At 70.0% G+C, this 23,042-nt stretch carries 28 protein-coding genes; 18 read left to right on the top strand and 10 right to left on the bottom strand.

Annotated features, from left to right (window positions below):
* The first annotated feature begins 135 nt into the window (after window positions 1-135).
* From DDV73_RS25840 to DDV73_RS25810, 8 genes are all read left to right on the top strand, one after another.
* Window positions 136-945 (top strand): purine-nucleoside phosphorylase, encoded by an 810-nt coding sequence (locus tag DDV73_RS25840; RefSeq protein ID WP_109510146.1) that lies wholly within the window; start codon window positions 136-138, stop codon window positions 943-945.
* The gene (locus DDV73_RS25835; protein WP_109510145.1) at window positions 945-1,748 is read left to right on the top strand and encodes an NAD-dependent epimerase/dehydratase family protein; all 804 of its coding nucleotides are present in this window, start codon (window positions 945-947) and stop codon (window positions 1,746-1,748) included. Before DDV73_RS25840 ends, DDV73_RS25835 begins: the two co-directional genes overlap by 1 nt.
* A gap of 194 nt (window positions 1,749-1,942) precedes the next feature.
* A complete protein-coding gene (locus DDV73_RS25830; protein ID WP_109510144.1) occupies window positions 1,943-2,857 on the top strand; it encodes a nucleoside hydrolase in 915 nt (304 codons plus the stop codon).
* 60 nt (window positions 2,858-2,917) lie between these two features.
* On the top strand, window positions 2,918-3,304 hold the full coding sequence (locus tag DDV73_RS25825) for a MerR family transcriptional regulator (protein WP_109510143.1): 387 nt from the start codon (window positions 2,918-2,920) through the stop codon (window positions 3,302-3,304).
* A gap of 29 nt (window positions 3,305-3,333) precedes the next feature.
* The gene (locus DDV73_RS25820) at window positions 3,334-4,332 is read left to right on the top strand and encodes an aldo/keto reductase (protein WP_109510142.1); all 999 of its coding nucleotides are present in this window, start codon (window positions 3,334-3,336) and stop codon (window positions 4,330-4,332) included.
* A gap of 35 nt (window positions 4,333-4,367) precedes the next feature.
* The gene (locus tag DDV73_RS29555; RefSeq protein WP_276310146.1) at window positions 4,368-4,496 is read left to right on the top strand and encodes a hypothetical protein; all 129 of its coding nucleotides are present in this window, start codon (window positions 4,368-4,370) and stop codon (window positions 4,494-4,496) included.
* Between the two features lie 12 nt (window positions 4,497-4,508).
* Window positions 4,509-5,123: an alpha/beta hydrolase gene (locus DDV73_RS25815; protein ID WP_109510141.1), complete on the top strand. Its 615-nt coding sequence runs from the start codon at window positions 4,509-4,511 to the stop codon at window positions 5,121-5,123.
* Between the two features lie 32 nt (window positions 5,124-5,155).
* Complete coding sequence (locus tag DDV73_RS25810; RefSeq protein ID WP_109510140.1) at window positions 5,156-5,827, top strand: hypothetical protein; 672 nt, start codon at window positions 5,156-5,158, stop codon at window positions 5,825-5,827.
* On the opposite strand, the gene DDV73_RS25805 is transcribed toward DDV73_RS25810, so the two are convergent.
* Window positions 5,803-7,254, bottom strand: coding sequence for a M1 family metallopeptidase (locus DDV73_RS25805; protein ID WP_109510139.1), 1,452 nt, complete (start codon window positions 7,252-7,254; stop codon window positions 5,803-5,805). The genes DDV73_RS25810 and DDV73_RS25805 overlap by 25 nt on opposite strands.
* 49 nt (window positions 7,255-7,303) lie before the next feature.
* Complete coding sequence (locus DDV73_RS25800; RefSeq protein WP_109510138.1) at window positions 7,304-7,699, bottom strand: nuclear transport factor 2 family protein; 396 nt, start codon at window positions 7,697-7,699, stop codon at window positions 7,304-7,306.
* A gap of 53 nt (window positions 7,700-7,752) precedes the next feature.
* On the opposite strand from DDV73_RS25800, the gene DDV73_RS25795 reads away from it, so the two are divergent.
* A complete protein-coding gene (locus DDV73_RS25795; protein ID WP_206051098.1) occupies window positions 7,753-8,208 on the top strand; it encodes a VOC family protein in 456 nt (151 codons plus the stop codon).
* Between the two features lie 164 nt (window positions 8,209-8,372).
* Here DDV73_RS25795 and DDV73_RS25790 read toward each other — a convergent pair whose 3' ends face one another.
* Window positions 8,373-8,804 carry an SRPBCC family protein gene (locus tag DDV73_RS25790; RefSeq protein ID WP_240617483.1) on the bottom strand — a complete coding sequence of 144 codons (432 nt, stop codon included), beginning with the start codon at window positions 8,802-8,804 and terminating at the stop codon, window positions 8,373-8,375.
* Window positions 8,805-8,840: 36 nt separating this feature from the next.
* Between DDV73_RS25790 and DDV73_RS25785 the strand changes: the two genes are divergently transcribed.
* The 6 genes from DDV73_RS25785 (at window position 8,841) to DDV73_RS25760 (ending at window position 14,828) form a co-directional block, all read left to right on the top strand.
* Window positions 8,841-9,362, top strand: coding sequence for a hypothetical protein (locus DDV73_RS25785; RefSeq protein WP_154402915.1), 522 nt, complete (start codon window positions 8,841-8,843; stop codon window positions 9,360-9,362).
* A gap of 17 nt (window positions 9,363-9,379) precedes the next feature.
* Complete coding sequence (locus DDV73_RS25780; RefSeq protein ID WP_109510136.1) at window positions 9,380-11,038, top strand: phospho-sugar mutase; 1,659 nt, start codon at window positions 9,380-9,382, stop codon at window positions 11,036-11,038.
* Between the two features lie 129 nt (window positions 11,039-11,167).
* Window positions 11,168-11,488 (top strand): DUF2853 family protein, encoded by a 321-nt coding sequence (locus DDV73_RS25775; protein WP_109510135.1) that lies wholly within the window; start codon window positions 11,168-11,170, stop codon window positions 11,486-11,488.
* 109 nt (window positions 11,489-11,597) lie between these two features.
* The gene (deoC, locus tag DDV73_RS25770) at window positions 11,598-12,512 is read left to right on the top strand and encodes a deoxyribose-phosphate aldolase (protein WP_240617482.1); all 915 of its coding nucleotides are present in this window, start codon (window positions 11,598-11,600) and stop codon (window positions 12,510-12,512) included.
* A 2-nt stretch (window positions 12,513-12,514) separates the two neighbouring features.
* On the top strand, window positions 12,515-13,960 hold the full coding sequence (locus DDV73_RS25765; RefSeq protein ID WP_109510133.1) for an aldehyde dehydrogenase family protein: 1,446 nt from the start codon (window positions 12,515-12,517) through the stop codon (window positions 13,958-13,960).
* Window positions 13,950-14,828 carry an aldehyde dehydrogenase family protein gene (locus DDV73_RS25760; protein WP_109510132.1) on the top strand — a complete coding sequence of 293 codons (879 nt, stop codon included), beginning with the start codon at window positions 13,950-13,952 and terminating at the stop codon, window positions 14,826-14,828. The genes DDV73_RS25765 and DDV73_RS25760 overlap by 11 nt, the downstream gene beginning before the upstream one ends.
* Before the next feature lie 203 nt (window positions 14,829-15,031).
* Here the strand turns inward: DDV73_RS25760 and DDV73_RS28530 are convergent, their stop codons facing one another.
* The gene (locus tag DDV73_RS28530; protein WP_109510131.1) at window positions 15,032-15,790 is read right to left on the bottom strand and encodes a hypothetical protein; all 759 of its coding nucleotides are present in this window, start codon (window positions 15,788-15,790) and stop codon (window positions 15,032-15,034) included.
* A complete protein-coding gene (locus tag DDV73_RS25750; RefSeq protein WP_109510130.1) occupies window positions 15,787-16,377 on the bottom strand; it encodes a hypothetical protein in 591 nt (196 codons plus the stop codon). The genes DDV73_RS28530 and DDV73_RS25750 overlap by 4 nt, the downstream gene beginning before the upstream one ends.
* An 89-nt stretch (window positions 16,378-16,466) precedes the next feature.
* On the opposite strand from DDV73_RS25750, the gene DDV73_RS29405 reads away from it, so the two are divergent.
* Both DDV73_RS29405 and DDV73_RS25735 read left to right on the top strand, forming a co-directional pair.
* Window positions 16,467-17,249, top strand: coding sequence for an ATP-binding protein (locus DDV73_RS29405; protein ID WP_240617481.1), 783 nt, complete (start codon window positions 16,467-16,469; stop codon window positions 17,247-17,249).
* On the top strand, window positions 17,246-17,857 hold the full coding sequence (locus tag DDV73_RS25735; RefSeq protein ID WP_109510129.1) for a cysteine peptidase family C39 domain-containing protein: 612 nt from the start codon (window positions 17,246-17,248) through the stop codon (window positions 17,855-17,857). Before DDV73_RS29405 ends, DDV73_RS25735 begins: the two co-directional genes overlap by 4 nt.
* 177 nt (window positions 17,858-18,034) lie before the next feature.
* Here DDV73_RS25735 and DDV73_RS25730 read toward each other — a convergent pair whose 3' ends face one another.
* Complete coding sequence (locus DDV73_RS25730; RefSeq protein WP_154402914.1) at window positions 18,035-18,520, bottom strand: DNA-binding protein; 486 nt, start codon at window positions 18,518-18,520, stop codon at window positions 18,035-18,037.
* A gap of 236 nt (window positions 18,521-18,756) precedes the next feature.
* Here DDV73_RS25730 and DDV73_RS25725 point away from each other — a divergent pair, with 236 nt between their 5' ends.
* Window positions 18,757-19,104, top strand: a complete 348-nt coding sequence (locus DDV73_RS25725) for a DUF192 domain-containing protein (RefSeq protein ID WP_109510127.1) — start codon at window positions 18,757-18,759, stop codon at window positions 19,102-19,104.
* Here the strand turns inward: DDV73_RS25725 and DDV73_RS25720 are convergent.
* From DDV73_RS25720 to DDV73_RS25705, 4 genes are all read right to left on the bottom strand, one after another.
* Window positions 19,076-20,395: a vWA domain-containing protein gene (locus DDV73_RS25720; protein WP_109510126.1), complete on the bottom strand. Its 1,320-nt coding sequence runs from the start codon at window positions 20,393-20,395 to the stop codon at window positions 19,076-19,078. The genes DDV73_RS25725 and DDV73_RS25720 overlap by 29 nt on opposite strands.
* A gap of 168 nt (window positions 20,396-20,563) precedes the next feature.
* A complete protein-coding gene (locus DDV73_RS25715) occupies window positions 20,564-21,049 on the bottom strand; it encodes a hypothetical protein (RefSeq protein WP_109510125.1) in 486 nt (161 codons plus the stop codon).
* The gene (locus DDV73_RS25710; protein WP_109510124.1) at window positions 21,046-21,690 is read right to left on the bottom strand and encodes a hypothetical protein; all 645 of its coding nucleotides are present in this window, start codon (window positions 21,688-21,690) and stop codon (window positions 21,046-21,048) included. Before DDV73_RS25710 ends, DDV73_RS25715 begins: the two co-directional genes overlap by 4 nt.
* The gene (locus tag DDV73_RS25705) at window positions 21,678-23,015 is read right to left on the bottom strand and encodes a hypothetical protein (protein WP_109510123.1); all 1,338 of its coding nucleotides are present in this window, start codon (window positions 23,013-23,015) and stop codon (window positions 21,678-21,680) included. The genes DDV73_RS25710 and DDV73_RS25705 overlap by 13 nt, the downstream gene beginning before the upstream one ends.
* Window positions 23,016-23,042: the final 27 nt, after the last annotated feature.

The following is a 23,042-nucleotide window of genomic DNA, read 5'->3' as shown; positions in this document are numbered from 1 at the left end:
CGCCACGCTCATGGGCAGCGATCAAAACAGTCCCACCAGCCACACCAGTCACGCCACGCCGACCATCACCCGATCACCTACGCTACGTGGCATTGAGCCAAGGCCTCGGGACGCGCAGTCATCTAGGCTGCGTCCATGGCTCCCAGTTCCACCGCCCGTCCGACTGCACTGGCCGCCGAAGCGGCGGCGCGACTCGCCGAGCTGACCGGCGGCGAGAAGCACGACATCGCCCTGGTCATGGGCTCCGGCTGGCTGCCCGCGGTCGACGCGCTCGGCGAGGCGACGGCCGAGGTGGCGACCACCGACCTGCCCGGCTTCGCGCCCCCGGCCGTCGAGGGTCACGCGGGCAAGATCCGCAGCGTGCGGGCAGGCGACAAGCAGCTGCTGGTGTTCCTCGGCCGCACCCACTTCTACGAGGGCCTCGGCGTCGCCGCCGTCGTCCACGGCGTCCGGATGGCCGCTGCGGCGGGCTGTCGGACCGTCGTACTCACCAACGGCTGCGGCGGCCTGAAAGAGAGCTGGCAGCCCGGCACGCCGGTGCTGATCAAGGACCACATCAACCTGACCGCGACCAGCCCGATCGACGGCGCGAACTTCGTCGACCTGACCGATCTGTACAGCAGCCGACTGCGGGCGCTGTGCAGGGAGGTGGACGGCAGCCTCGACGAGGGCGTCTACGTCCAGTTCCCCGGCCCCCACTACGAGACCCCCGCCGAGATCGGCATGGTCCGGGCGATCGGCGGCGACCTGGTCGGCATGAGTACGACGCTCGAGGCGATCGCCGCCCGCGAGGCCGGTCTCGAGGTGCTCGGGATCAGCCTGGTCACCAACCTCGCCGCCGGCATCACCGGCGAGCCGCTCAACCACGAGGAGGTGCTCGCGGCCGGCAAGGCCGCCGCCACCCGGATGGGCGAGCTTCTCGGCCAGATCGTGCCGAAGATCTGATGCGGGTCCTGGTCACCGGCGCCGCCGGCAGCATCGGACAGGTCGTCACCCTCGGACTCACCGACCGCGGCCACGAGGTGGTCGGCCTGGACCGGGTGCCCGCGCCCGACGGCACCGACCTTCCGTGGCACACCCTGGACTGCGCGGACGCCGACGCGGTCGCGGAGGTGTTCGCCGGCGAGCCCCTCGAAGGCGTCGTACACCTCGCGGGCCATCCCGGCGAGGGGAACCTCCAGGAGTCGCTGACCTCGCACACCCTCACGACCGCGGCGCTGCTGGACGCGATGGTCGAGCACCACGTCGACCGGTTCGTCTACGCCAGCTCCAACCATGCCGTCGGCCGCACGCCGCGGCGCGACCTGGTCAGCGACGACGCGCTGCCGCGGCCCGACACGTTCTACGGCGTCGGCAAGGTCGCCGCCGAGGCGCTCATGCAGCTGTACGCCGACCGGTACGGCATCGACACGGTCTCTTGCCGGATCGGCTCGTTCCGTGACCAGCCGGCCACCGCTCGCGCGCTGTCGACCTGGCTGTCCCACGACGACTGCGTGCGGATGGTCGAGGCGGCGCTGACCTGCACCTCACCCGGCTACGCCGTCCTCTACGGGATCTCCAACAACACCCGCGCCTGGTGGGACCTGGAGCCCGGCCGCCGGCTCGGCTACGAGCCGCAGGACGACGCCGAGGACTTCGTGGACACGATCCCGGACCGGCCCGAGGACGAGGCGGAGGCGGCGTACGTCGGCGGCCCGTTCGCGCTCGAGGAGTTCTACCGCCGCGCGCTCGACCGGGCGTCTGACTAGAGCAGGACCCCACCGACGACTGCGAGAAATGCGTGGAACCTGCCAAAGTCCTGGACGAGCGACCGTCCTGCCGGGTTGGATTGCCAATCGTGCGTCAATAGCTCGCGCAGCATCGCCTGAAGAGTGCCCCTGCCCATGACTCTGACCGTGGTGAGCCGCAACGTTGCGGCCCACTCGTATTAGGAGCGATCACCGTGAAGAACCTCCGCCTCGTTGCCCTGCTCAGTCTCGCCTTCCTTCTCGGCTCGGCATCGACGCCGCTCACCGCGTCCGCAGGCGACCAACCTCGGCAGCACAACGAGTGCCTGGTCGTCGACACCGACGCCGGCCTCGACGACTACCGCGCGATTGGCGCTCTCGTGCCCGGCCGCGACGTGACCGCCGTGGTGGTGACCGAGGGCATCTCGTCGGTGGCGGGCGGCGCGACCGCGACCTCGATGTTCCTCGGCGGCGGCAGCGAGACCCCACCGGTCATCGCCGGCCTCACTTCACCCGCGCCGCCCGACTACGACTGGCTGCCCGCCGCGCGGGCCGGCGCCGAGCGTCTGAACTACTTCCTCAGCGCGTCGGTCCCGTTTGCCGGCGACCCGGCCGACCTGCGCCGCGAGCTGCGCGACGCCGTGTACGGGTGCAGCACGGTCGACGTCCTCGTGCTGGGGCCGTGGACCTCCTTCAACACCTACGCCAAGCAGCTCGGCCACCGCCTCGGCGACGTGGTCGTCTCCGGCCTGCCGATCGCGGAGAACCACCCCGACAACTTCAACTGTGAGTACGACCTGGCGGCCTGCCGCGCGGCCGGTAAGGCGCTCCGACCGGCACAGTCGGCGGTCTGGGTCGACCTGCCGCCGAGCACCGGCACCGAGCTGACCTACGCGCCGACCGAGGAGATGGTCGGCCGGTTCGAGCAGGCCGGCCTGCCGGGCGTGCTGCGGGCGGCGATGCTGCAGACTCCGTCGGAGTGGGTCGGCTTCACCCGACTGTGGGACGACGCCGCCGCGCTCTACGTCCTCGACCGCCGGCTCTTCGCCCGCCAGGGACAGCACGTCGAGCCGAAGATCGGCGAGGACCGGTTCCGTGAGCTGCTGATCCGAGCCACGAACGCCGGCTAGACCTCCAGGTGGCGCCGTCCAGCTTGACTTAGAGCACGCTCTAAGGGCGAGACTGGGCGGATGAGCCTCTCCATCGCCGAAGTGGCCGAGCGAACCGGCCTGTCCGCGCACACCCTGCGCTACTACGAGCGCGACGGGCTGATGCTCGGAGAGGTCGGCCGCTCGGCGTCCGGGCACCGCAGCTACACCGAGCGCGAGCTGGGCTGGATCGAGCTGATCAGCAAGCTCCGGTCGACGGGCATGCCGATCCGCGATGTGAAGAAGTACGCCGCCCTCGTGCGGTCCGGCAACGGCAACGAGCGCGACCGGCTGGCGCTGCTTCAGGCACATCGCGAGCGGGTGCTCGCCCAGCTGGCCGTGGTCCAGCAGCACCTCGGCGCGATCGAGTACAAGATCGGCTTCTACAGCGACCTCCTGGAGCGCGATGAAGATGGGGCCTTGACTTAGAGCACGCTCTAAACGTTTCACTCGATGGCATGACGATCGAAACCAGAATTCTCGGAACCGCTTCACCCCTCACCGTCTCCGCGCTCGGGCTCGGCTGCATGGGTATGTCAGAGTTCTACGGCACTTCCGACGAGGCCGGCGGGATCGCGACCATCAACCGTGCCCTCGACCTCGGGGTCACCTTCCTGGACACCGCCGACATGTACGGCCCGTTCACCAACGAGCAGCTGGTCGGCAAGGCCATCGTCTCCCGCCGCGACGAGGTCCAGCTGGCCACGAAGTTCGGCAACGAGCGGCGGGCCGACGGCACCCGGGTCGGCATCAACGGCAAGCCGGAGTACGTCCGGGCCGCCTGTGACGCCTCCCTGCAGCGGCTCGGCGTGGACCACATCGACCTCTACTACCAGCACCGCGTCGACCAGTCGGTCCCGATCGAGGAGACCGTCGGCGCGATGAAGGAGCTGGTCGCGGCCGGCAAGGTACGCCACCTGGGCCTCTCCGAGGCGTCGCCGGAGACCATCCGCCGGGCGCACGCCGTGCACCCGATCACCGCGCTGCAGACCGAGTACTCCCTGTTCACCCGCGACCTGGAGGACGAGATCCTGCCGACGATCCGCGAGCTCGGGATCGGGCTGGTCCCCTACTCCCCGCTCGGCCGCGGCATCCTCACCGGCGCGATCACCGCTGCCGCCGGCGCGAGCGGCGAGGGCGACGCGCGGCGTACGGCGTACTTCCCGAGGTTCCAGGGCGACGCCCTCGCCGCCAACCTCGCGCTGGTCGACGAGATCGGCAAGCTCGCCGCGGCCAAGGGCGTCACGCCCGGCCAGCTCGCGCTGGCGTGGGTGCTGGCCCAGGGCGACGACGTCGCGCCGATCCCGGGCACCAAGCGGGTCCGGTACCTGGAGGAGAACGCCGCGGCCGCCGACATCACGCTGACCGCGGACGACCTGGCCGCTCTCGACGCAGCGGTGCCGCGCGACGCCGTGGTCGGCGACCGGTACGGCGACATGTCGCATATCGACAGCTGACCGATCCGGGAGGCGGTCCGCTCCGAACCACCTTCATGGACGAGAACGAGGTACGGCATCGCCAGAGCAACGGGGTGCGCGTCAACGGCATCTACTTCCTGGTGGTGTCGCTGGTAGCGCTGGTTGTTGTCCTCGTTGCCATCGCGATCGCGAGCAGCATGTAATCGTCGTTGTCCATGGAACGACGCCCCCGGCTGCTCACCACGCACGCACCACGGTCACCCCACGGGGTGGTCGTGGTGCTGCATGGCGGTGGGTCGCGGCGCGACAACCCGATGGTCAGCCCGGCTCAGCTCTCGGTGGTCCGGATGGTCCCGATCGCCCGTCGCATCGCCCGCGCCGGGGACGGCCGGCTCGCGGTCTTCCGATTGCTGAACACCCACCGCGGCTGGGATCGCGACCATACGCCGGTGATGGACGTGCGGTGGGCGCTCGCTCAGCTCCGGGACCGGTACCCCGACGTACCGTGCTGCCTGGTGGGGCACTCGCTGGGCGGGCGCGCCGCGCTCCTCGCCGGCGGCGAGCCGGGTGTCCGCGGCATCGTCGCGCTCAACGCGTGGGTCTACCCCACCGACGACGCGGACCTACACGGCCGCCGGGTGCTCCTGGTGCACGGCACCGAGGACCGGGTCGCCTCGCTACGCAACGTCGGTGCGATGGCCCAGCGACTCTCCGCCGTCGCCGACGTGACCTTCACGACCGTCGACGGAGGCAAGCACGCCATGCTCCGGCACGGCAGCCAGTTCGAGCAGCTGGCCGCCGACTTCGCGGTCGCGACCCTGCTCGGCTGAACCGCCGTGGTGGTGCCGCCTAGGGTGCTGTCATGAAGATGGTGGTGAGGGAGGGCGACTTCATCGAGTCGCCCACCGCCGGCGCGCGGGGGATGGACCGACGGGCCTTCGGAGAGTTCGTGAGCCCGCGCGGCGAGATGGCGTCCTACGCGATCGGCTGGGACAGCACGCCCGATCGGCACGTCGGCCGGCTGACGGTCGGGATCGGCGCCGGCAACCCCGGCGGTGGGACGTTCCATGCAGTGATCTTTCCGAACGAGGGCTCCTACGCGTTTGCGCTCGTGGATGAGCCGTTCGAGAGGGTGCCGCAAGGCGGGCCGGACCTGACCGCCGCGGAGGCACGAGAGCATCCGGACATCCGGTTCGTTTGGTGGGTGGCCGATGAGGTGATGGCGCGCGACCGGCGCGCCCGGTGGCTGCAGCACTGGCTGCTGGGCACGTCAGCCATCCAGACTCCGGAGGTGTTCGACCTGCGTGAGCCGATCCTGCTTGTCGTCCACGAGGAGGACGACGGTCTGTGGCAGCTCATCGGCAGGACCGATGCCGGGGATGACGGCAGGATCCAGCACCTGCACCACGCGATCGAGGCCGACCCCACGTTGCTCGACGTACTCGATCTCGCGCCTGGCTACTGCGCCGAGCGCGATGTCGTCGGCGGCCGCTGGAAGCGCGACGTCACCTATCCGCCGAGCGACCCCGGGTAGAGGTTGGCGAAGGACGGCTTGCGGGTGCCCATCCACTCGGCCCAGAAGCTGGTGAGGTCGACGCCGGTGCGCTCGGCCAGCTCGTCGCGCAGCTCCGGCATCGAGATGTTGCGGTCGGCGTACTCGGTCAGCACCGCGCGCAGCGACGAGTAGAACGCGTCGTTGCCGAGCTTGTGCCGCAGCGCGTGCAGGAAGTACTTGCCCTTGGTGTAGACACCGCCGCCGGTGAACTCGTTGCCGGCGCCCATGTCGTAGAGCTTGTACTTGAAGCCCAGCCTCTCCACCGACGACTTGTAGCGCGCGTCGAGATCGGTGCCGTTGTGCTCGTCCCAGAGCCACTGGCTGTACGACGCGAAGCACTCGTTGAGGCAGATGTCGCGCCAGTACTTGATCGACACGTGGTCGCCCCACCACTGGTGGGCGAGCTCGTGGGCGATGGTCTGGATGCCGGCGCCGGCCGTGTAGACCGGCCGCGTGTAGGTCTCCAGCGAGAAGCCGATCGAGGTGTCGAGGAAGTGGCCGCCGGCGGCGGTCGCCGGGTACGGCCCCCACTTCTCCTCGAGGAGGTCGATGATCTCGGGCAGCTTGGCCTCGTTTGCCTGCTGGCCGGTCGCGCCGGGTGCGTAGGTGTCGACGACCGGGGTGCCGTCGGCGAGCGTGGAGCGCTTGAAGGTCAGCTTGTCCACGCCGAAGTAGGTGAGGTAGGTCGTGGTCGGCTCGACGAGGTTCCAGCGGTACGTCGTGAGCGTGCTGCCACCGGGCCCGGGTGCGGTCGTGGTCGCGCCCTCGGTGCCGTTGGACACCACGGCGTACGGCGCCGGTACGGTCGCCTCCAGGTGGAAGGTCGCCTTGTCCTGCGGGTGGTCGTTGCTCGGGTACCACACGGTCGCCGAGTGCGGCTCGTCGAGGACGACCACCGCCCCGTCGTTCTGCGGCTTCCAAGCGACGCCCTCGGGGACGCCGTGGTAGGTCACGGCCGTGGTGAACGTCGTACCCGAGGCGACCGCGGCCGCCGGAGTGACCACCAGCTCGTGGGCGAACTCGCGACGGTACGTCGCCGGCTGGCCGTTGACGGTCAGCTGGTCGATGGTCAGGCTGCCGAAGTCGAGGTTGAACGACGAGAGCGCGCTCGTCGCCCTGGCCGTGATCGTGGTCGTCGCCGCGATCGAGCCGGCTGCCGGGTCGTAGCTCAGCTTGACGGTGTAGTCGGCGACGTCGTACCCGAGGTTGCCGTCGGACGGGTAGTACGGGTCGCCGATGCCCTGGCCACCTGTCGGCGGCTTCTGCGCGGCCGCCGCGCGGCCCTTGGCCCCCTCGGCGGTGCCGGCCGACTCGCCGAATCCGGCCGAGGCGGGGTTACCGGTCACGGTCAGTACCGCGACGGTGACGGCCGCGGCCGCGGCGAAGACGGACGATCGAGTGCGCATGGCGTTCCTAACCTGGGCAGGACTGGTGGCGTCATCTAACCCCGGCTATTCATCGCCCGCCAGCGTCCCGGACTGGATGGTGCGGATCAGCGACGAGGTAGGTGCCGTGGCCCGCACCGACTCGGCCTTCGGGATCGAGGTGAAGTACCTCGTTCACGAGGCCGCCAGCATGGTTGCGGTAGTTGATCACGACGGTGTCCACGCCGTTGTAGACGTTGACGACCTCGAAGCGCAGATCGGGGACACGTTCCAGACCCACGGCCCAGTAGCCGCGGATGGCCTCCTTGCCCTCGAGAACGCCGCGCGTCTCGGGGAGCAGCTGGGCTGCCATCGGGGAGGTGAACACGGCGTCCTCGGCGAAGTGGGCGAGCACGGCGTCGAGGTCATGGGAGTTCCACGCGTCGACCCATGCGGATGCGAACTGGTGCGCCTGCTCGACGTTCATGCGCCCGAGTCTTGCAGCCAGAAATGTCGGCGGCCGGGTCTAGCGTGAAACGCATGATGACTTGGTCGCTCACGATCGACTGCAAGGACCCATCCGCGATGGTGGCGTTCTGGGGCCCCGCCCTGGGCTACGAACCGCAGCCGCCCCCGGAGGGCTTCGCCACGATGAACGAGTGGTACCTCTCCATCGGCGTGCCCGAGGACGAGCTGGATCTCGATGGCGACGGCAGCGACCGGCTCCAGGACCCCAAGGGAGAGGGCCCGAAGATCTGGTTCCAGTCGGTGCCCGAGGGCAAGTCGGTCAAGAACCGGTTCCACTTCGACCTTTATCCCAGTGGCGGCCGCGACGTCCCGCTAGCGGTCCGCAAGGAGCGGGTCGACGCCAAGGTGGCCGAGCTGCTCGCCGCCGGTGCCACCCTGCGCGACCCCTACCCCGGGGCCGATGAGCTGCCCGACCGCTACACCCAGGGCATGTTCGACCCCGAGGGCAACGAGTTCTGCGTGGCCTGACGCTCAGCCGGGATCCACCGATAGGCGCCGTAGCGAGCGTCACCAGGCGGGTGTGATGGCAAGGCGGCGGAGCGAAGGCGGGCCGGCGGCCCGTCGAGCGACGCCAACGCAGCCAGCGCGCCCGCATGGGGGCGGTCGGTAGGCGGCTATCCGTGGATCCGGGCTCAGGCGAGCCGGCTCCGCAGGCCGGCGATGCAGCCGGCCATCATCCGGTCGTGGTTCCAGGTCAGCAGTGGACGGACGGCGTACGACGCGAAGCCGAGCAGCCTGCCGGTGACCCGTACGTCCTGCTCGAAGCGCAGGTGGGTGCCGCCCTCGACCGGCGTCAGCCGCCAGCGCGCCACGCCCTCCAGGTCGCCGTCAAGCACGGTCTCCAGCAGGTCGGGCAGCCGGTGTACGGCGTGCAGCCGGACCTGCAGCGAGTAGGGCAGCAGCGACCGGCACACGACCAGTGCATCGTCCGGTCCGAGCTTGAGGACGGCGCGGACCTGCGGCCACCAGGACGGGTAGTGCTCCAGGTCCACCAGCGCCGCCTGCACCTCCGCCATGGACGCGGCGACGGTCCACTCGTCACGGAACGAGAACTCCCTGCTCACGTTCCCAATCCTGCCCGGCTCGATAGCGTGCGGTCCGTGACTGCCGACCCGAGAGACACGCTGCGCGAGGACCTGAACCGGGAGTACTACGCGATCGACGCCCGGATCAACGACTTCGACCACCGGATGCTGACCGTGAAGGGCTGGTCGGTGACCGTCAGCCTGGCCGGGCTCGGCTTGGGCTTCCAGCAGGAGACCCCCGCTCTGTTCGCGCTGGCAAGTCTCGGCGCCGTGTCGTTCTGGCTGGTCGAAGGACTCCTGAAGCGGCAGCAGATCCGCTACTACCCACGCCTCCGCGAGATCGAGGTTCTGGCCTTCCAACTCAACCCGGTCGAGGTGGACCACGAGCTAGCGTCGGCTCCGCAGGCCAACTGGTGGTGGTGGCACGCACGCATCGGTCGTCCGCCCACGACCTCGCCGCTACCGCACGGCCCCGACCAGCTCCCGCAATCACGGCGGTCGGCGTGGTTCCTCGCGCACGTGGCGCTGCCCGAAGCGCTGATCGCGGCGGTGGGGCTGGCGCTGTTCGTGCTCGCGACGACCACGGGGATCCTCTGACTGGTTACGGTGAGCGCATGAACGACGCCCTGCTGGCCGAGGCGCGCGCCTGGGCCGCCGACGACCCCGACAACCAGACCCGCGCCGACCTCGAGAAGCTGCTGGCCACCGCCGAGACCGGCGACCAGGCCGCGCTCGACGATCTCGCTGACCGGTTCGCCGGGACTCTCGAGTTCGGTACGGCGGGACTCCGCGGCGCGCTCGGTGCCGGGCCGAACCGGATGAACCGGGTCGTGGTGACCCGGGCGGCGGCCGGGCTGGCGGCGTACCTCAAGGCCTGCGGCGCCGGGCCCGGCGACCAGGTCGTGATCGGGTACGACGCGCGCTACAACTCCGACGTCTTCGCTCGCGACACCGCGGAGATCATGACCGGTGCCGGCCTGGCCGCGGTCACCCTGCCCGAGCCGCTGCCCACGCCGCTGCTGGCATTCGCGATCCGGCACCTCGGCTGCGTGGCCGGCGTGATGGTCACCGCGAGCCACAACCCGCCGCAGGACAACGGTTACAAGGTCTACCTCGGCGACGGCAGCCAGATCGTGCCGCCGGCGGACGCCGAGATCGCCGCCCAGATCGCGGCCGTCGGCAAGATCGCCGACCTCCCGCGCGGCGACACCGGCAGCGTGCTCGGCGAGGAGATCGTCGCGGCGTACCTGGACAGCGTGGTCGGCCTGGTCGGGGACGGACCGCGCGACCTGGTCACCGTCTACACCCCACTGCACGGCGTCGGCGGCGACACCGTGGCCACCGCACTGACCCGGGCCGGGTTCCCGGCGCCGCTGACGGTGCCGCAGCAGGCCGAGCCCGACCCGGACTTCCCGACCGTGGCGTTCCCCAACCCGGAGGAGCCGGGTGCGATGGACCTGGCGATGGCGCTGGCCGCCGAGAGTGGCGCCGACCTGGTGGTCGCCAACGACCCGGACGCCGACCGTTGCGCCGCGGCGATCGCGGACCCGCACGGCTGGCGGATGCTGCGCGGCGACGAGGTCGGCGCGATCCTGGCCGACCATCTGCTCGGCGCGGGCAAGCAGGGTGTCTACGCCACCTCGATCGTGTCCTCGTCGCTGCTCGGCCGGCTCGCGGAGGCCGCCGGGCAGGAGTACGCCGAGACGCTGACCGGCTTCAAGTGGATCGGCCGGATCGCCGGCCTGGCTTTCGGCTACGAGGAGGCGCTGGGCTACTGCGTCGACCCGGAGCACGTGAAGGACAAGGACGGCGTCTCCGCGCTGCTGCTGCTCTGCGAGGTGGCCGCCGCCGCGAAGGCTCGTGGCGAGACGCTGACCGACATCCTGGACCGGATCGCCACCCAGCACGGCCTGCACGCCACCGACCAGCTCTCGGTCCGGGTCACCGACCTCGCCGAGATCGGCGCCGCGATGCAGCGGCTCCGCGAGACCCCGCCCACCACGCTCGGCGGCCTCGCGGTGGAGCGGATCGAGGACCTGACCGAGGGCAGCGAGGTGCTGCCCCCGACCGACGGGCTGCGGTACCGGCTGGCCGAGGGCGCCCGGGTGATCGTCCGCCCGAGCGGCACCGAGCCGAAGGTCAAGTGCTACCTGGAGGTCGTCGTACCGGTGGAGCCCGGAGGTGGGGATGGTGCCGTCGACGCCGCCCGGATCTCCGCCGCCGGCCGCCTCGACGCGCTCCGCGACGACATCAAAGCCGCCGCCGGCCTCTAATCACGCCCACCGGTCAGCGTGGGGCGATGTTCATCCGGTCGAGTCTGGACCACGCCACCCGCGCCGTGCCTATGCTGACCCGAGCCTCGGGAAGCAACGCCAACTGACCGATCCATCCAAGGAGAGCATGTGGCAACCGACTGGGCAGCAGACGTGAAGAAGTACGCACCCGACGCGGACGACGACGCGATCGCCGGCGTCGTCCGGCACTGCGGGATCGCGCTCCGCAGCAGGGACGCCTCGCTGGTGGCGTTCAGCGACAAGTCCGAGCTCGACCGGGTCCGCGAGAAGTTCCTCCAGAAGAAGCTCGGTCTCACCGACGACGACACCGCTCTCGACGCGATGATCGCCGAGGTCGGCGAGGTGCTGAAGGGCGACCGGACCAAGAACCGGGTCACCGTCTACTACCTGCTCGCCGACAAGGCCGGGAAGCTCGACCTCTTCCGCTGACCGACCGGCCTATGCTGGTCTGGTGACGACCACCTCCACCGCCCCAAACGAAGGCACTGGGCCAGCGACCGGAGGCTGGGACGCGTTACCGGATTCCTTTGGCGACATCGTGCGTAGCGACGCCTCGCTGAGCCGGTTCCTGCACGGGCTGCCCGGCGTCGACCAGGTCGGCGCCGAGGCCCGGGCGGCGAGCCTCGGCACCCGGTCGATCAAGACCACGGCCAAGGAGTACGCCATCGACCTGGCCATCCGGATGGTCGACCTGACCACCCTGGAGGGCCAGGACACCCCGGGCAAGGTCCGCGCGCTTGCCAGCAAGGCGATGCGCCCCGACCCGGCCGACCCGACCTGCCCTGCCGCGGCCGCCGTCTGCGTCTACCCGGACATGGTGGCGACCGCGAAGGAGACGCTCGGCAGCTCCGGCGTACACGTCGCTGCCGTCGCCACCGCCTTCCCCAGCGGCCGTGCCGCCCTCGACATCAAGCTCGCCGACACCCACGACGCGGTGGAGGCGGGGGCCGACGAGATCGACATGGTGATCGACCGCGGCGCGTTCCTGGCCGGCCGCTACAAGCAGGTGTACGACGAGATCGTGGCCGTGCGCGAGGCCTGCGGGGACGCCCATCTGAAGGTGATCTTCGAGACCGGCGAGCTGCAGACCTACGACAACGTCCGCCGCGCCTCCTGGCTGGCGATGATGGCCGGCGGCCACTTCATCAAGACCTCGACCGGCAAGGTGCAGCCCGCCGCCACGCTGCCGGTCACGCTGGTAATGCTGGAGGCGGTGCGCGACTTCCGCGAGGCCACCGGCCAGATGGTCGGGGTGAAGCCGGCCGGCGGCATCCGCACCAGCAAGGACGCGATCAAGTACCTCGTGATGGTCAACGAGATCGCCGGCCCCGACTGGCTGGACCCGGACTGGTTCCGGTTCGGCGCCTCCACGCTGCTCAACGACCTGCTGATGCAGCGCACCAAGATGAGGACCGGTCGCTACTCCGGCCCCGACTACTTCACGCTGGACTGATCATGACCTTCGACTACGCCCCCGCTCCCGAGTCCCGCAGCATCGTCGACATCAAGCCGTCGTACGGCCTGTTCATCGACGGTGACTTTGTGGACGGCCATGGCAAGAGCTTCAAGACCATCAGCCCGGCCACTGAGGAGGTTCTGGCCGAGGTCGCGGAGGCCGACGAGGCCGACGTCGACGCCGCGGTCAAGGCGGCCCGCCGCGCGTACACCAAGGTCTGGAGCAAGCTGCCGGGCCGCGAGCGGGCGAAGTACCTCTACCGGATCGCCCGGATCATCCAGGAGCGCGGCCGCGAGCTGGCCGTGCTGGAGTCGCTCGACAACGGCAAGCCGATCAAGGAGTCGCGCGACGTCGACATCCCGATCGTGGCAGCGCACTTCTTCTACTACGCCGGCTGGGCCGACAAGCTCGAGTACGCCCTGCCAGAAAGAGGGCACAGCGGCGAGAACTCGCGCCCAATCGGCGTCGCCGGCCAGGTCATCCCCTGGAACTTCCCGCTGCTGATGCTGGCCTGGAAGATCGCGCCGGCCCTGGCGTGCGGGAACACCGTGGTCCTCAAGCCGGCCGAGACCACGCCGCTGACCGCGCTGCTGTTCGCCGAGATCTGCCAGCAGGCCGACCTGCCACCGGGCGTGGTCAACATCATCACCGGCGCCGGCGACACTGGCCGGCACCTCGTCTCCCACCCCGACATCGACAAGGTCGCCTTCACCGGCTCGACCGAGGTCGGCCGGGCGATCGCCAAGGCCGTCGCCGGCACCGACAAGCGGGTCACGCTGGAGCTCGGCGGCAAGGCCGCCAACGTCGTGTTCGACGACGCCGCGCTCGACCAGGCCGTCGAGGGCATCGTCAACGGCATCTTCTTCAACCAGGGCCACGTCTGCTGCGCGGGGTCACGGCTGCTGGTCCAGGAGAGCGTCGCCGAGGAGGTGCTGGCCAAGCTCAAGCGCCGGATGTCGACCCTGCGGGTCGGCGACCCGCTCGACAAGAACACCGACATCGGCGCGATCAACTCCGCCGAGCAGCTGGCCCGGATCCGCGAGCTGTCCGACATCGGCGAGGCCGAGGGCGCGGGGCGCTGGTCGCCGGAGTGCGAACTGCCTCAGAACGGCTTCTGGTTCCCGCCGACGGTGTTCACCGGGGTCTCCCAGGCGCACCGGATCGCGCGCGAGGAGATCTTCGGGCCGGTGCTGTCGGTGCTGACCTTCCGGACACCCGCCGAGGCGGTCGAGAAGGCCAACAACACGCCGTACGGCCTGTCCGCGGGGGTGTGGACCGAGAAGGGCTCCCGCATCCTGTGGATGGCCAACCAGCTGCGCGCGGGCGTGGTCTGGGCCAACACGTTCAACAAGTTCGACCCGGCCAGCCCGTTCGGCGGCTACAAGGAGTCGGGCTACGGCCGCGAGGGTGGCCGTCACGGTCTGGAGGCCTACCTTGAGCACTGACACTCGGCTGGATGTCAGGAAGACCTACAAGCTCTTCGTCGGCGGCGCGTTCCCACGCTCGGAGTCGGGTCACTCGTATGTCGTGACCGACAGCAAGGGGAAGTTCGTCGCCAACGCCGCCAACGCCTCCCGCAAGGACGCGCGTGACGCAGTCCAGGCAGCCCGCAAGGCGTTCGGCTCCTGGGCCTCGCGGACGGCGTACAACCGCGGGCAGATCCTCTACCGGGTCGCGGAGCTGATGGAGGACCGGCGGCCGCAGTTCGTCGAGGCGGTCCGCCAGTCCGAGGGGGCCACCGCCGCCCGCGCCACCAAGGTCGTCGACGAGTCGATCGACCGGCTCGTCTGGTACGCCGGGTGGTCCGACAAGGTGACCCAGGTCGTCGGCGGCGCGAACCCGGTGGCCGGCCCGTTCTTCAACCTGTCCACCCCCGAGCCGACCGGCGTGGTCGCGGTCCTGGCTCCCCAGGAGTCGTCGCTGCTGGGCCTGGTCTCGGTGGTCGCTCCGGTGATCGTCACCGGCAACACCTGCGTAGTCGCGACCTCCCACCAGCGGCCGTTGCCCGCGATCACGTTCTCCGAGGTGCTGGCAACCTCCGACGTACCCGGCGGCGTGGTCAACATCCTCACCGGCGAGCTCAGCCGCACCGCGCCGACCCTCGCCTCCCACATGGACGTCAACGCGATCGATCTCACCGGCATCGCCGGCGACGACGCACTGGCCACCGAACTCGAGGTGTCGGCCGCCGACAATCTCAAGCGGGTACGCCGCGCCCCCGCCGCCGAGCCCGACTGGACCACCGACCCCGGCACCGACCGCCTCACCGCGTTCCTGGAGACCAAGACCGTCTGGCACCCCATCGGCATCTGACCCGGCCCGTATTCACGCACATGCACGCCGACCCGGCCGGTATTCACGCGTCAGCGCGCTGACCCGGCCGGTGTTGACGTGTAAGTACGCCGACCCGGCCGGTGTTGACGAGGCCCGCTGTCAACACGGGCCGGGTCACCGCCCACACACGTCAACACCGGCCGGGTCACCGCCCACACGCGTGAATACGGGGCGGGTCGGGGTTACTTCTTCGGGGGGTTGGTGAGGGCTTCGACGGTGCCGTCGAGCTGCTCGACTACCTCGTCGTACGCATCGGGGTGGGAGGTCATGATCACGGTCAGTACGGCGTCGTCGTCGGTGATCTGGACCCGCTTCTCGCCGGCGTGGTCGCCGTCGTAGGTGTCGAGGATGTCGACGCACTCGGTGTTGTCGTTCTCCTCGGCCAGGCTGCAGCGCGGGTAGACCAGGTCCTCGGCGTACTCCCGCTTCGACTCGCCGGCGGTCTGTCCCTCCTCGGTCAGCACCGTCATCGTCGAGCCCTGGTCCTCGTCCTGGAAGACACAGGAGGCATAGCGGGCCTGCTTGGTGCCGTAGGTCTTGTCGTAGACCTCCGTCATCTCCCAGTCCTCGGCGATAGTCTTCTCGACCGAGTCGCAGATGCTGACCGCGGGCGGCAGCGGGTCGGTCTTCAGCATGTACCAGAGCAGCAGGCCGAGCGCGACGCAGCCGAGGACCGCGACGAACGCGCCGAGGGCCATGTCGGCACCGGTCTTCTTCGGCGGCCTGATCGGTCGGAAGGGCTGGCCCGGTGGGCCGTACGCCGGGTAGCCGGGCTGCTGCTGCCCATAGCCGGGCGCGCCGTACACCGGCTGGTTCTGCTGGCCCCAGCCGGGCTGGTTCTGCTGGCCCCAGCCGGGCTGACCCTGCTGGCCCCAGCCGGGCTGACCCTGCTGGCCCCAGCCGGGCTGACCGCCGCCTTGCGGCGGACCGTGGTAGCTCACAACGCCTCCCGGCTGGCCGCGACGATGGCGGCGGTCGGCTCTTCCCAGCCCTCACCGCTGACCGACTCCGGCGGCTGCTGGATGTCGAGGGTGAGAGCCGCCTCGCGCTCGGCCTGCACCTCGACCCCGATCGCGCGGCCGCGGAACTCGTCCTCGCCCATCGACGCACACGACACGACGCCGTCCGGCAGGTCGAGCCAGTCCGGGTTGTACTCACGCTGGACCACGTAGTACGGCGCGCCGCAGTTGTCGAGTACGTCGGCCAGCGAGCGGGCCTTGTTCTGCTCGGTCCGGTCGGTGTAGTTGGTGCCCTCGTGAACGGTGACGGTGACGGTGTTGCCGTCGCCGTCGTCGTAGTTGCAGCTGCCGTACCCACCGCTCATCGACCCGCTGTCGGGGTCGAAGCCGAGGTCGGCCAGCGCATCCTCGGGCACGGCCTGCTCACACGTGCTCGTGGTGTACGACTCGGATCCCTCATAGTTGCCGTCGGTCGCCACCATGAAGATCACCCACACCGCGCCGAGCACGGTGACACCGATGATCCCGCCGATCACGGCGCCCACGAAGAAGGCCATCGTCCGGTTCACGCGCTGAAGAATCCCACATCCGGGCCTTGCGCAAACCCACCACCCACTCTCGCGCGCGCCGTACCACCCGGCTCCGGCACAATATGGGCGTGCAATCTCCCGGAGCCCAGGTGATCGTGCTGGCCGGCCCGTCCGGTGCCGGCAAGTCCCGTCTCGCCGAGCGGCTCGGACTGCCGGTCCTGCGGCTCGACGACTTCTACAAGGACGGCGGCGACCCGACCCTGCCCCGGATCGAGGCCGGACCCAGGGTGGGTCACTCGAGCCAGCGCCGTCGCGAGCGGCGTTTCGGGCCGATCTGGCAAGGCGGCGGCGCGAAGGCGGGCCGGATGGCCCGTCGAGCGACGCCAACGCAGCCAGATCGAGGCCGAAACGTCGCGCAGCAGGCGCTGGATCGAGTGACCCACCCTCGAGCCGGCCTCGTCGACTGGGACCACCCGGACTCCTGGCTGCCCGCCGACGCCTGGTCCACCATCGACGCGCTCTGCCATGACGGCCACGCCGAGGTGCCGCTGTATGACATCGCTCGCGACGGCCGCCACGGCTCCCGCGAGCTGCTGCTGGACGGCGCCGCCTACTTCGTGGCGGAGGGCATCTTCGCCCATGAGGTGGTCCGGCACTGCCGCGACCACGGCCTGCTTGCCGCGGCGTACTGCGTCCGGCAGCACCCGCTGGTCACGTTCTGGCGGCGGCTGACCCGCGACCTGCGGGAGCGGCGGAAGCCGCCGCTGGTGCTGGTACGCCGCGGCGTGGCGCTGATGCGAGCCCAGCGCCGGGTGGTCGACCGGGCCGTCGCCGCGGGCTGTACGCCGGCCGCCCCCGACCAGGCGCGGACCGCGCTCGCCCAGCTGCTCTCGAAAGCGAGGACGCCATGACCCATGTCGACGACGCGCTCCGAGCCGGCCTGGTGCAGCCCGACCAGCGCACCTGCGGCTCGGCCAGCCTGACCGTCGCCCGGATGGTCACCCGTCCGGGGTATGCCGAGTTCATCGCGACCGGCGCCGACCCTGACACCGGTCGGACGGTGCCGGGACCGATCCCGGCACGCTTCCAGGCCGAGGCGCTCGCACTGCATCCGCGCACCAACGGCTTCCTCGACGCCCAGATGCGGCTCCAGCTCCCGTGGCCGCGCGCGCTCGGCACCGCGCCGTGGGCGACCGCCAACGAGATGACCGCCAGCTGCGGCGTACCGGGCTCGTCGTACACCGCAAAGCTGATCCTGCCGAACCGCCGTGGGCAGGCGTTCGACGCGGTCCGCGACGCGGCGAAGGCGGGCCACCCGGTCCCGGTGTACGTCGGCAACTCCTGGTCGCCCCGCCACATCGTGCTCGCGCTGCCCCCGATCGGCGACAGCGACCGGGTTCGCCTCTACGAGCCGGCGCGCGGCGCCAGGATCCACGTCGACCGCGACGACTTCGCAGCCGGGAAGCTCGACCTCGCCGGCTGGTCGACCCCGTGGTTCACGGTGCTTCCCAGCCGCTGACCGAGCAGACCGCTCAGCCCTGATCCACCGATGGGCGCCGTCTGCTGCGCGTCATCAGGCGGGTGTGATGGCAAGGCGGCGGAGCGAAGGCGGGCCGGAGGCCCGTCGAGTCTTCGCCAACGCAGCCAGCGCGCCCGCATGGTGGCGCGCAGCAGGCGGCCATCGGTGGATCAGGGCTCAGGGGTGGCCGGCGGCGTCGCGGAGCAGCTTGGCGAGGGCGGGGTGGTCGAGCTGCAGCAGCTCGGCTGCGGCGCGCAGCTCTTCGGGTCCGGCGGCGGACTGGAGGGCCCGCCTGGCGGCGCCCGCGTCGGCCTCCGGGGTCCGTGAGGTGGCCGAGGTGCGGGTCAGCACCTGACCGCCCTCGGTCGCCTCTACCGTCGCCAGCGCGCGCTGCGCGGTGGTGTTGCCGGCCTTCACGTCGGGCAGCAGCTCGAGCAGTCCCTGCAGCCGCTGTACGGCGAGCGGGTTGCCCAGCTTGACCCGCTGCCCCGTGGCCAGCTGGGACAGCATCGGCGCTGACACGCCGAGCACCTCCGCCAGCCGTCCACGTGTCAGGCCGAACGCCGCGGTGACGTCATCGACCAGGTCGCCGAGCGGCGCGCCGTAGAGCCGGGCCTGGTCGGCTCGGTTGCGCACCTGCTGCTCGGTCGGTTCCTTACTCACTGTGTAACCGCGTCCGTGCACGCCGTGCCCGAGGTCACGCCCAAGATGTTCACGCGGTCGATCATGTCGAGGCGTCGAGCGAAGGGCAACTTGCCTTGGACAGTTTTGCCTTGCCAATTGCCGCAAAGCAAAGTCTCGCAGTTGTCCGGCTTGAGTGCGTTAGGGACGGTTACCGGGACGTCTCTAGGGGTAGGAGGTGCGGGCGCGACCGCGCCTGGGAATCAGGGAGAACCAGCATGCACGAGCTCAACATTGACGACCGCAGTGTCGTACCGGTGGAGATGGCCGTGACCGCGAGGACCCGGAGCAAAGGGCTGCTCGGCCGGACCGGCCTCGAAGGGGCGCTCTGGCTCGCGCCCGCCAAGCAGGTGCACACATACCGGATGCAGTTCGCCATCGACGTCGCGCACGTGGACCGCAACGGCACCGTCACCCATGTCGTCACCATGCCGCCCGGCAAGCTCGGCCGCTGGTCGTGGCGGACCCGCGGCGTGATCGAGGCCGAGGCCGGCGCCTTCGAGACCTGGGGCCTGAAGGTCGGCAGCCGGGTGGAGTTCACCAGCCGCGACGACGCTTCAGTCTGAGTCGGTAGAGCATGTAGCCCAGGCCGCCGACGGCCACTGCGAACATCACCGCGAACACCGTCGTCCCCGAGCCGCCACCCGAGTCCGGGTGGACCGGGTTGTTGTACTTGTCAGAGGCAGCCGGGCCGCTGGGCTCCGGCGTGGGGACCAGCGTCGGGGTGGGAGTAGGCGTCGGAGTCGGGGTCGGGGTCGGCGTCAGGGTCGGCTCCTCGGCCAGCACCTCGTCCTCGAGAGCGAGCGAGAAGCGAGCGTCGAACGCCTGGAACGGCAGGTGCTCGGCGCAGTCCAACGGCTGCTCCTCCAGGTCCCGGCCGAGCGAGATCTGGATCGTCCAGCGGCCGGGATAGTCGATGCCGGTCGACTGGGTCTCGAGCAGGTGCGTGGAGGACGCACCGGTGGAGCCGAAGCCGCGGCCGTCGAACACCGCGGAGTTGCCGTACGGCGAGTACTCCGAGCCCTCCCCCGCCGAGTTCCGCAGCTCGACCCGCCAGGAAGCGCAGTTGCGCGACTCCATCGGCACCACGACCCGCTTCGCGCCCTGGACGGTCGCCAGCACGCGTGGCTGGTCGCCGTCGGCGGCGTCGAACGAGAACCACTTGATCTGGCCCGGCTTCAGCTTGATCCGGTAGTCGCCGGGCTTGATCAGCTTGGCCTGCGACTGCTCGATCCCGCCCTCGATCTGCTTGCCCGGCGTCAGGTTGCCCAGTGAGTGCTGGCTGATCCGCTTCAGCGCGGCGCTGAGCGCGTCGGAGTCCTGGGCGTCGTAGTAGTCGCCGCCGGTCGCGGCAGAGATGCAGCGCAGCTCGTTGCGGGCGGCGTCGTTGCCGCCGAGCCCGACCCCGACGGTCTCGATCCGGACCTCAAGGCCCTTCCTCTTCAGGGCCTTGACGACCTTGCAGGGCGGGTTGTCCGGGGTGCTGCAGTTGTCCTCGCCGTCGCTGATCAGCACGATCACGTCGCGCGCCGTACCGCCGGCAATGAAGTCACCGGCCGCCTTGGTCAGCGAGTAGGCGATCGGGGTATCGCCCTTGGGCTGGAGCGGCCTCGCGGCCTGCACGATCTTCTCCGGCCGCAGCGGCGAGATCGGGACCAGCGTCTTGGTGTCGGTGCACGAGGACTCCTGCTCCGAGCCGTAGACCCGGAGCCCCATCTCGGTGCTGGCGGGCAGCGAGTAGGCGAGCTCGGACAGCGCGCTCTTGGCTCCCTCGAGCCGGTTCTTGCCATTGCCGCCGTCCTCGGCCATCGAGCCGGAGACGTCGAGGACGACCTCGACCCGGATCGGGGCTCTCAACCCGCTCGCGGAGGGCGCGAGCGTGGTGGGCAAGGCAAGCGCGACCAACGACGCAGCGGCGCCGACGAGAAGGGCAACGAGTATGGGCTTCCGAGAGACACGCCTTTGGCCTCCCCAGCCAGAGATTCGGGTCACCCTCGGTAGGTTACCCAGCCGCAAGGGGGCTACTCATCTGCTACCCCACGCTTTACTTTGCCGCTGCTCCTCGACGTACCACGATAGGTCGCGGTCCGGAACCCCCCGCTGGAGAACGTACGCCGCACCTCCGGTGACGCCGATGAGCAGCCCAACCAGCATGGGTACGGCGGTGTGCTGGGGCAGCAGCCCGGACACCAGCACCGCGCCGGCGACCGCCGCACCGATGCCGCCGACGATGACACCCATCAGCAGCACCGCCCGCCACGGCACGTCGAGGCCGCTCGAGGTCAGCGCCATCCCGCCGGAGATCACGCCGAGCAGGGTCGCGACGCAGCCGGCGGCCGCGGTCAGGCCCCACCAGACGATGTTCACCCGGGACTCGTTGTCGCCGAGGTCGCGGATGGTCGGCTCGATGTCGCCGAACGAGAAGACAGCCATCACCAAGATGGCGCCGACAACCGCCGACACCAGTGTCACGATCAGGGCCCGAGTGACCGCGACCGGCCGGGTCATCATCCGTCTGTCACTTTCACCGAGTCGTAGGACTTCTTCATCAGTGCGTCCCACTGGCCTTCCGGCGCGATGAAGCGGATCGTCGAGGAGGTCTCCTCGTCGACCTGGATCATCAGCGTCACCTGCTCGACGGGCACCACCGTCTCGCCGTACGCGAGGTCCCGCTTGAACCGCAGGAACTTCGCCACGTCGGCGCCGGGCACGTCGGCGTCACCCTCGTCGAGCAGCTCGTAGCCGGGCGAGATCTCCGCGATCTTCTTGGCCGCCTGGGCCAGCCCGGTGTCGCTGTCCACCTGGCCGCCCTTGCCGGCGACCCCCATCGAGAACTGCAGGCCCGCGGGCAGCGGCAGGGTTGCCTCCGGCTGGCCGACGGCCCACTCCATCGTGGAGCCGTCGATGCTCTCGGCCTCGGGCTCGTAGTCGGTCCAGTCCTCGGGCACCTCGAGTACGACGCCGTGGCCGACGACGTACGGCTTGCCGTCCTCGTCGACCAGGCTGAACTTCTGACCGGGGGTGGAGCTCAGCTCCTCGGACACCTCGACCCCTTCCTCTCCGCAGCCGGTGACGAAGGCGAGACAGGCGACCGCCACGACGGCGGCGAGCGCACGGCGTACCCCGGTCGCGTGTCGGGTCAGGTGTTGCATGCGAGGTTCTCCTCCCACTCACCGGTGGTCGGGTTGAAGTACCAGCCGTCCGTCGTGTTCTCGTCGGTGTTGATCACGTGGCCCTCGGCGCCGAACTCCGCGCCGAAGATGTTGACGCTGAGACCGTACTCTTCCCGGGTCTCGGTCGCCGTACCCACGGTGAAGGTGTACTGCGAATGGTTGGTCAGCTGGTTCTTGATCGCGTCCTGGAACTCCGGGGTCAGCCCGTTGCCACCGATGAAGTCGGCCACTCCCTCGGACAGTGCGGCGTTCTGGGCGGAGTCGGTGAACTGCGAGCTGAACGCCAGGGTGGCCACGCCGCCGCCCTGCAGGGTGAGGCCAGGCAGCGTGAGCGCGTCCGGAGTGGTGCCGTCCGGGTTCTTCGGCTGGCCCTGGCCCGGGCCGAAGTTGACCTGGCCGGAGCCGGTCGCCTTGCCGACGATCTGGCCGCCGATGGCGACCAGGTTGCCGTCCTTGTCGAAGGTGACGTCGGCCTGCACCATCACCGACAGCTTGCCCTCGGCCTGCGCCTTGAGCATCGCCGCGGGGATCGGGATGCCGAGCGAGCCGGCGGCCTCGACGGTCAGCGCCAGCTTGAACTTGGTGTTGCCGTTGCTGAAGGTCTCCACGCCCAGCACGGCCTTGCCGCCGACGTTGCCCTTGAGCGGTCCGGCCGAGCCCTCGACGCTCGCGCCGGCGCCTGCCTGGTAGTACGTCGAGGTCGCCTCGGGGCCGCCGTCGACGCCGAAGAGCCCGCCGAAGTTGTCGACGTTCTCGGAGGCGAAGTCGCGGGCCTCCTGCTCGTTGTCGAAGGTGAACGTCTGGCCGCCCTCGATCTCGCCGTTGATGCCGATCACGGCGCCGCCCTTGGCCTTCACGCCGCCCTCGCCGGTGCCGACCTCGGCGCCCCCCTTGGGCCCGAACTCGAACTTGCCGGTGGCCTTGCCGGTCGTCTTGACGACGTAGGAGTCCTTGAAGGTGCCGTCGGGCTGACGCACCCGGATCCGGTAGATCGTGTAGCCGGTGTCGCCGCCGACGGTGGCGATGATGGAGACGCTGCCGCCGTACTGCTTCCCGGTGGCGGAGATCGTGCACTTGGTGGGGATGTAGTAGGGCAGCTCCTCATTCGCGCAGCCCGCGCCGCCAAGGGTGCTGCCGATATGGCAGTACGCCGTTCGGACAATGCTCTTGGCCTGTGCCCCGACCGGCGTAAGAAAACCGATGACACTGACTGCCAGGAGTGCAACGAAAGCGACGATGCCGACGTATTCGGCGGTAGTTGCGCCTGATTCGCCGCGGCGCCGCCGGCCCCTACATCCGGGCATCGTCGTACTCCTCAAGAGAGCTAAGTC

It is taken from the genome of Nocardioides speluncae (genome assembly GCF_003121585.1).
GTDB classification, from domain to species: Bacteria; Actinomycetota; Actinomycetes; order Propionibacteriales; family Nocardioidaceae; genus Nocardioides; species Nocardioides speluncae.
Note: the sequence above shows the minus strand (reverse complement) of the source record. Positions and strands in the feature narration are given on the sequence as shown.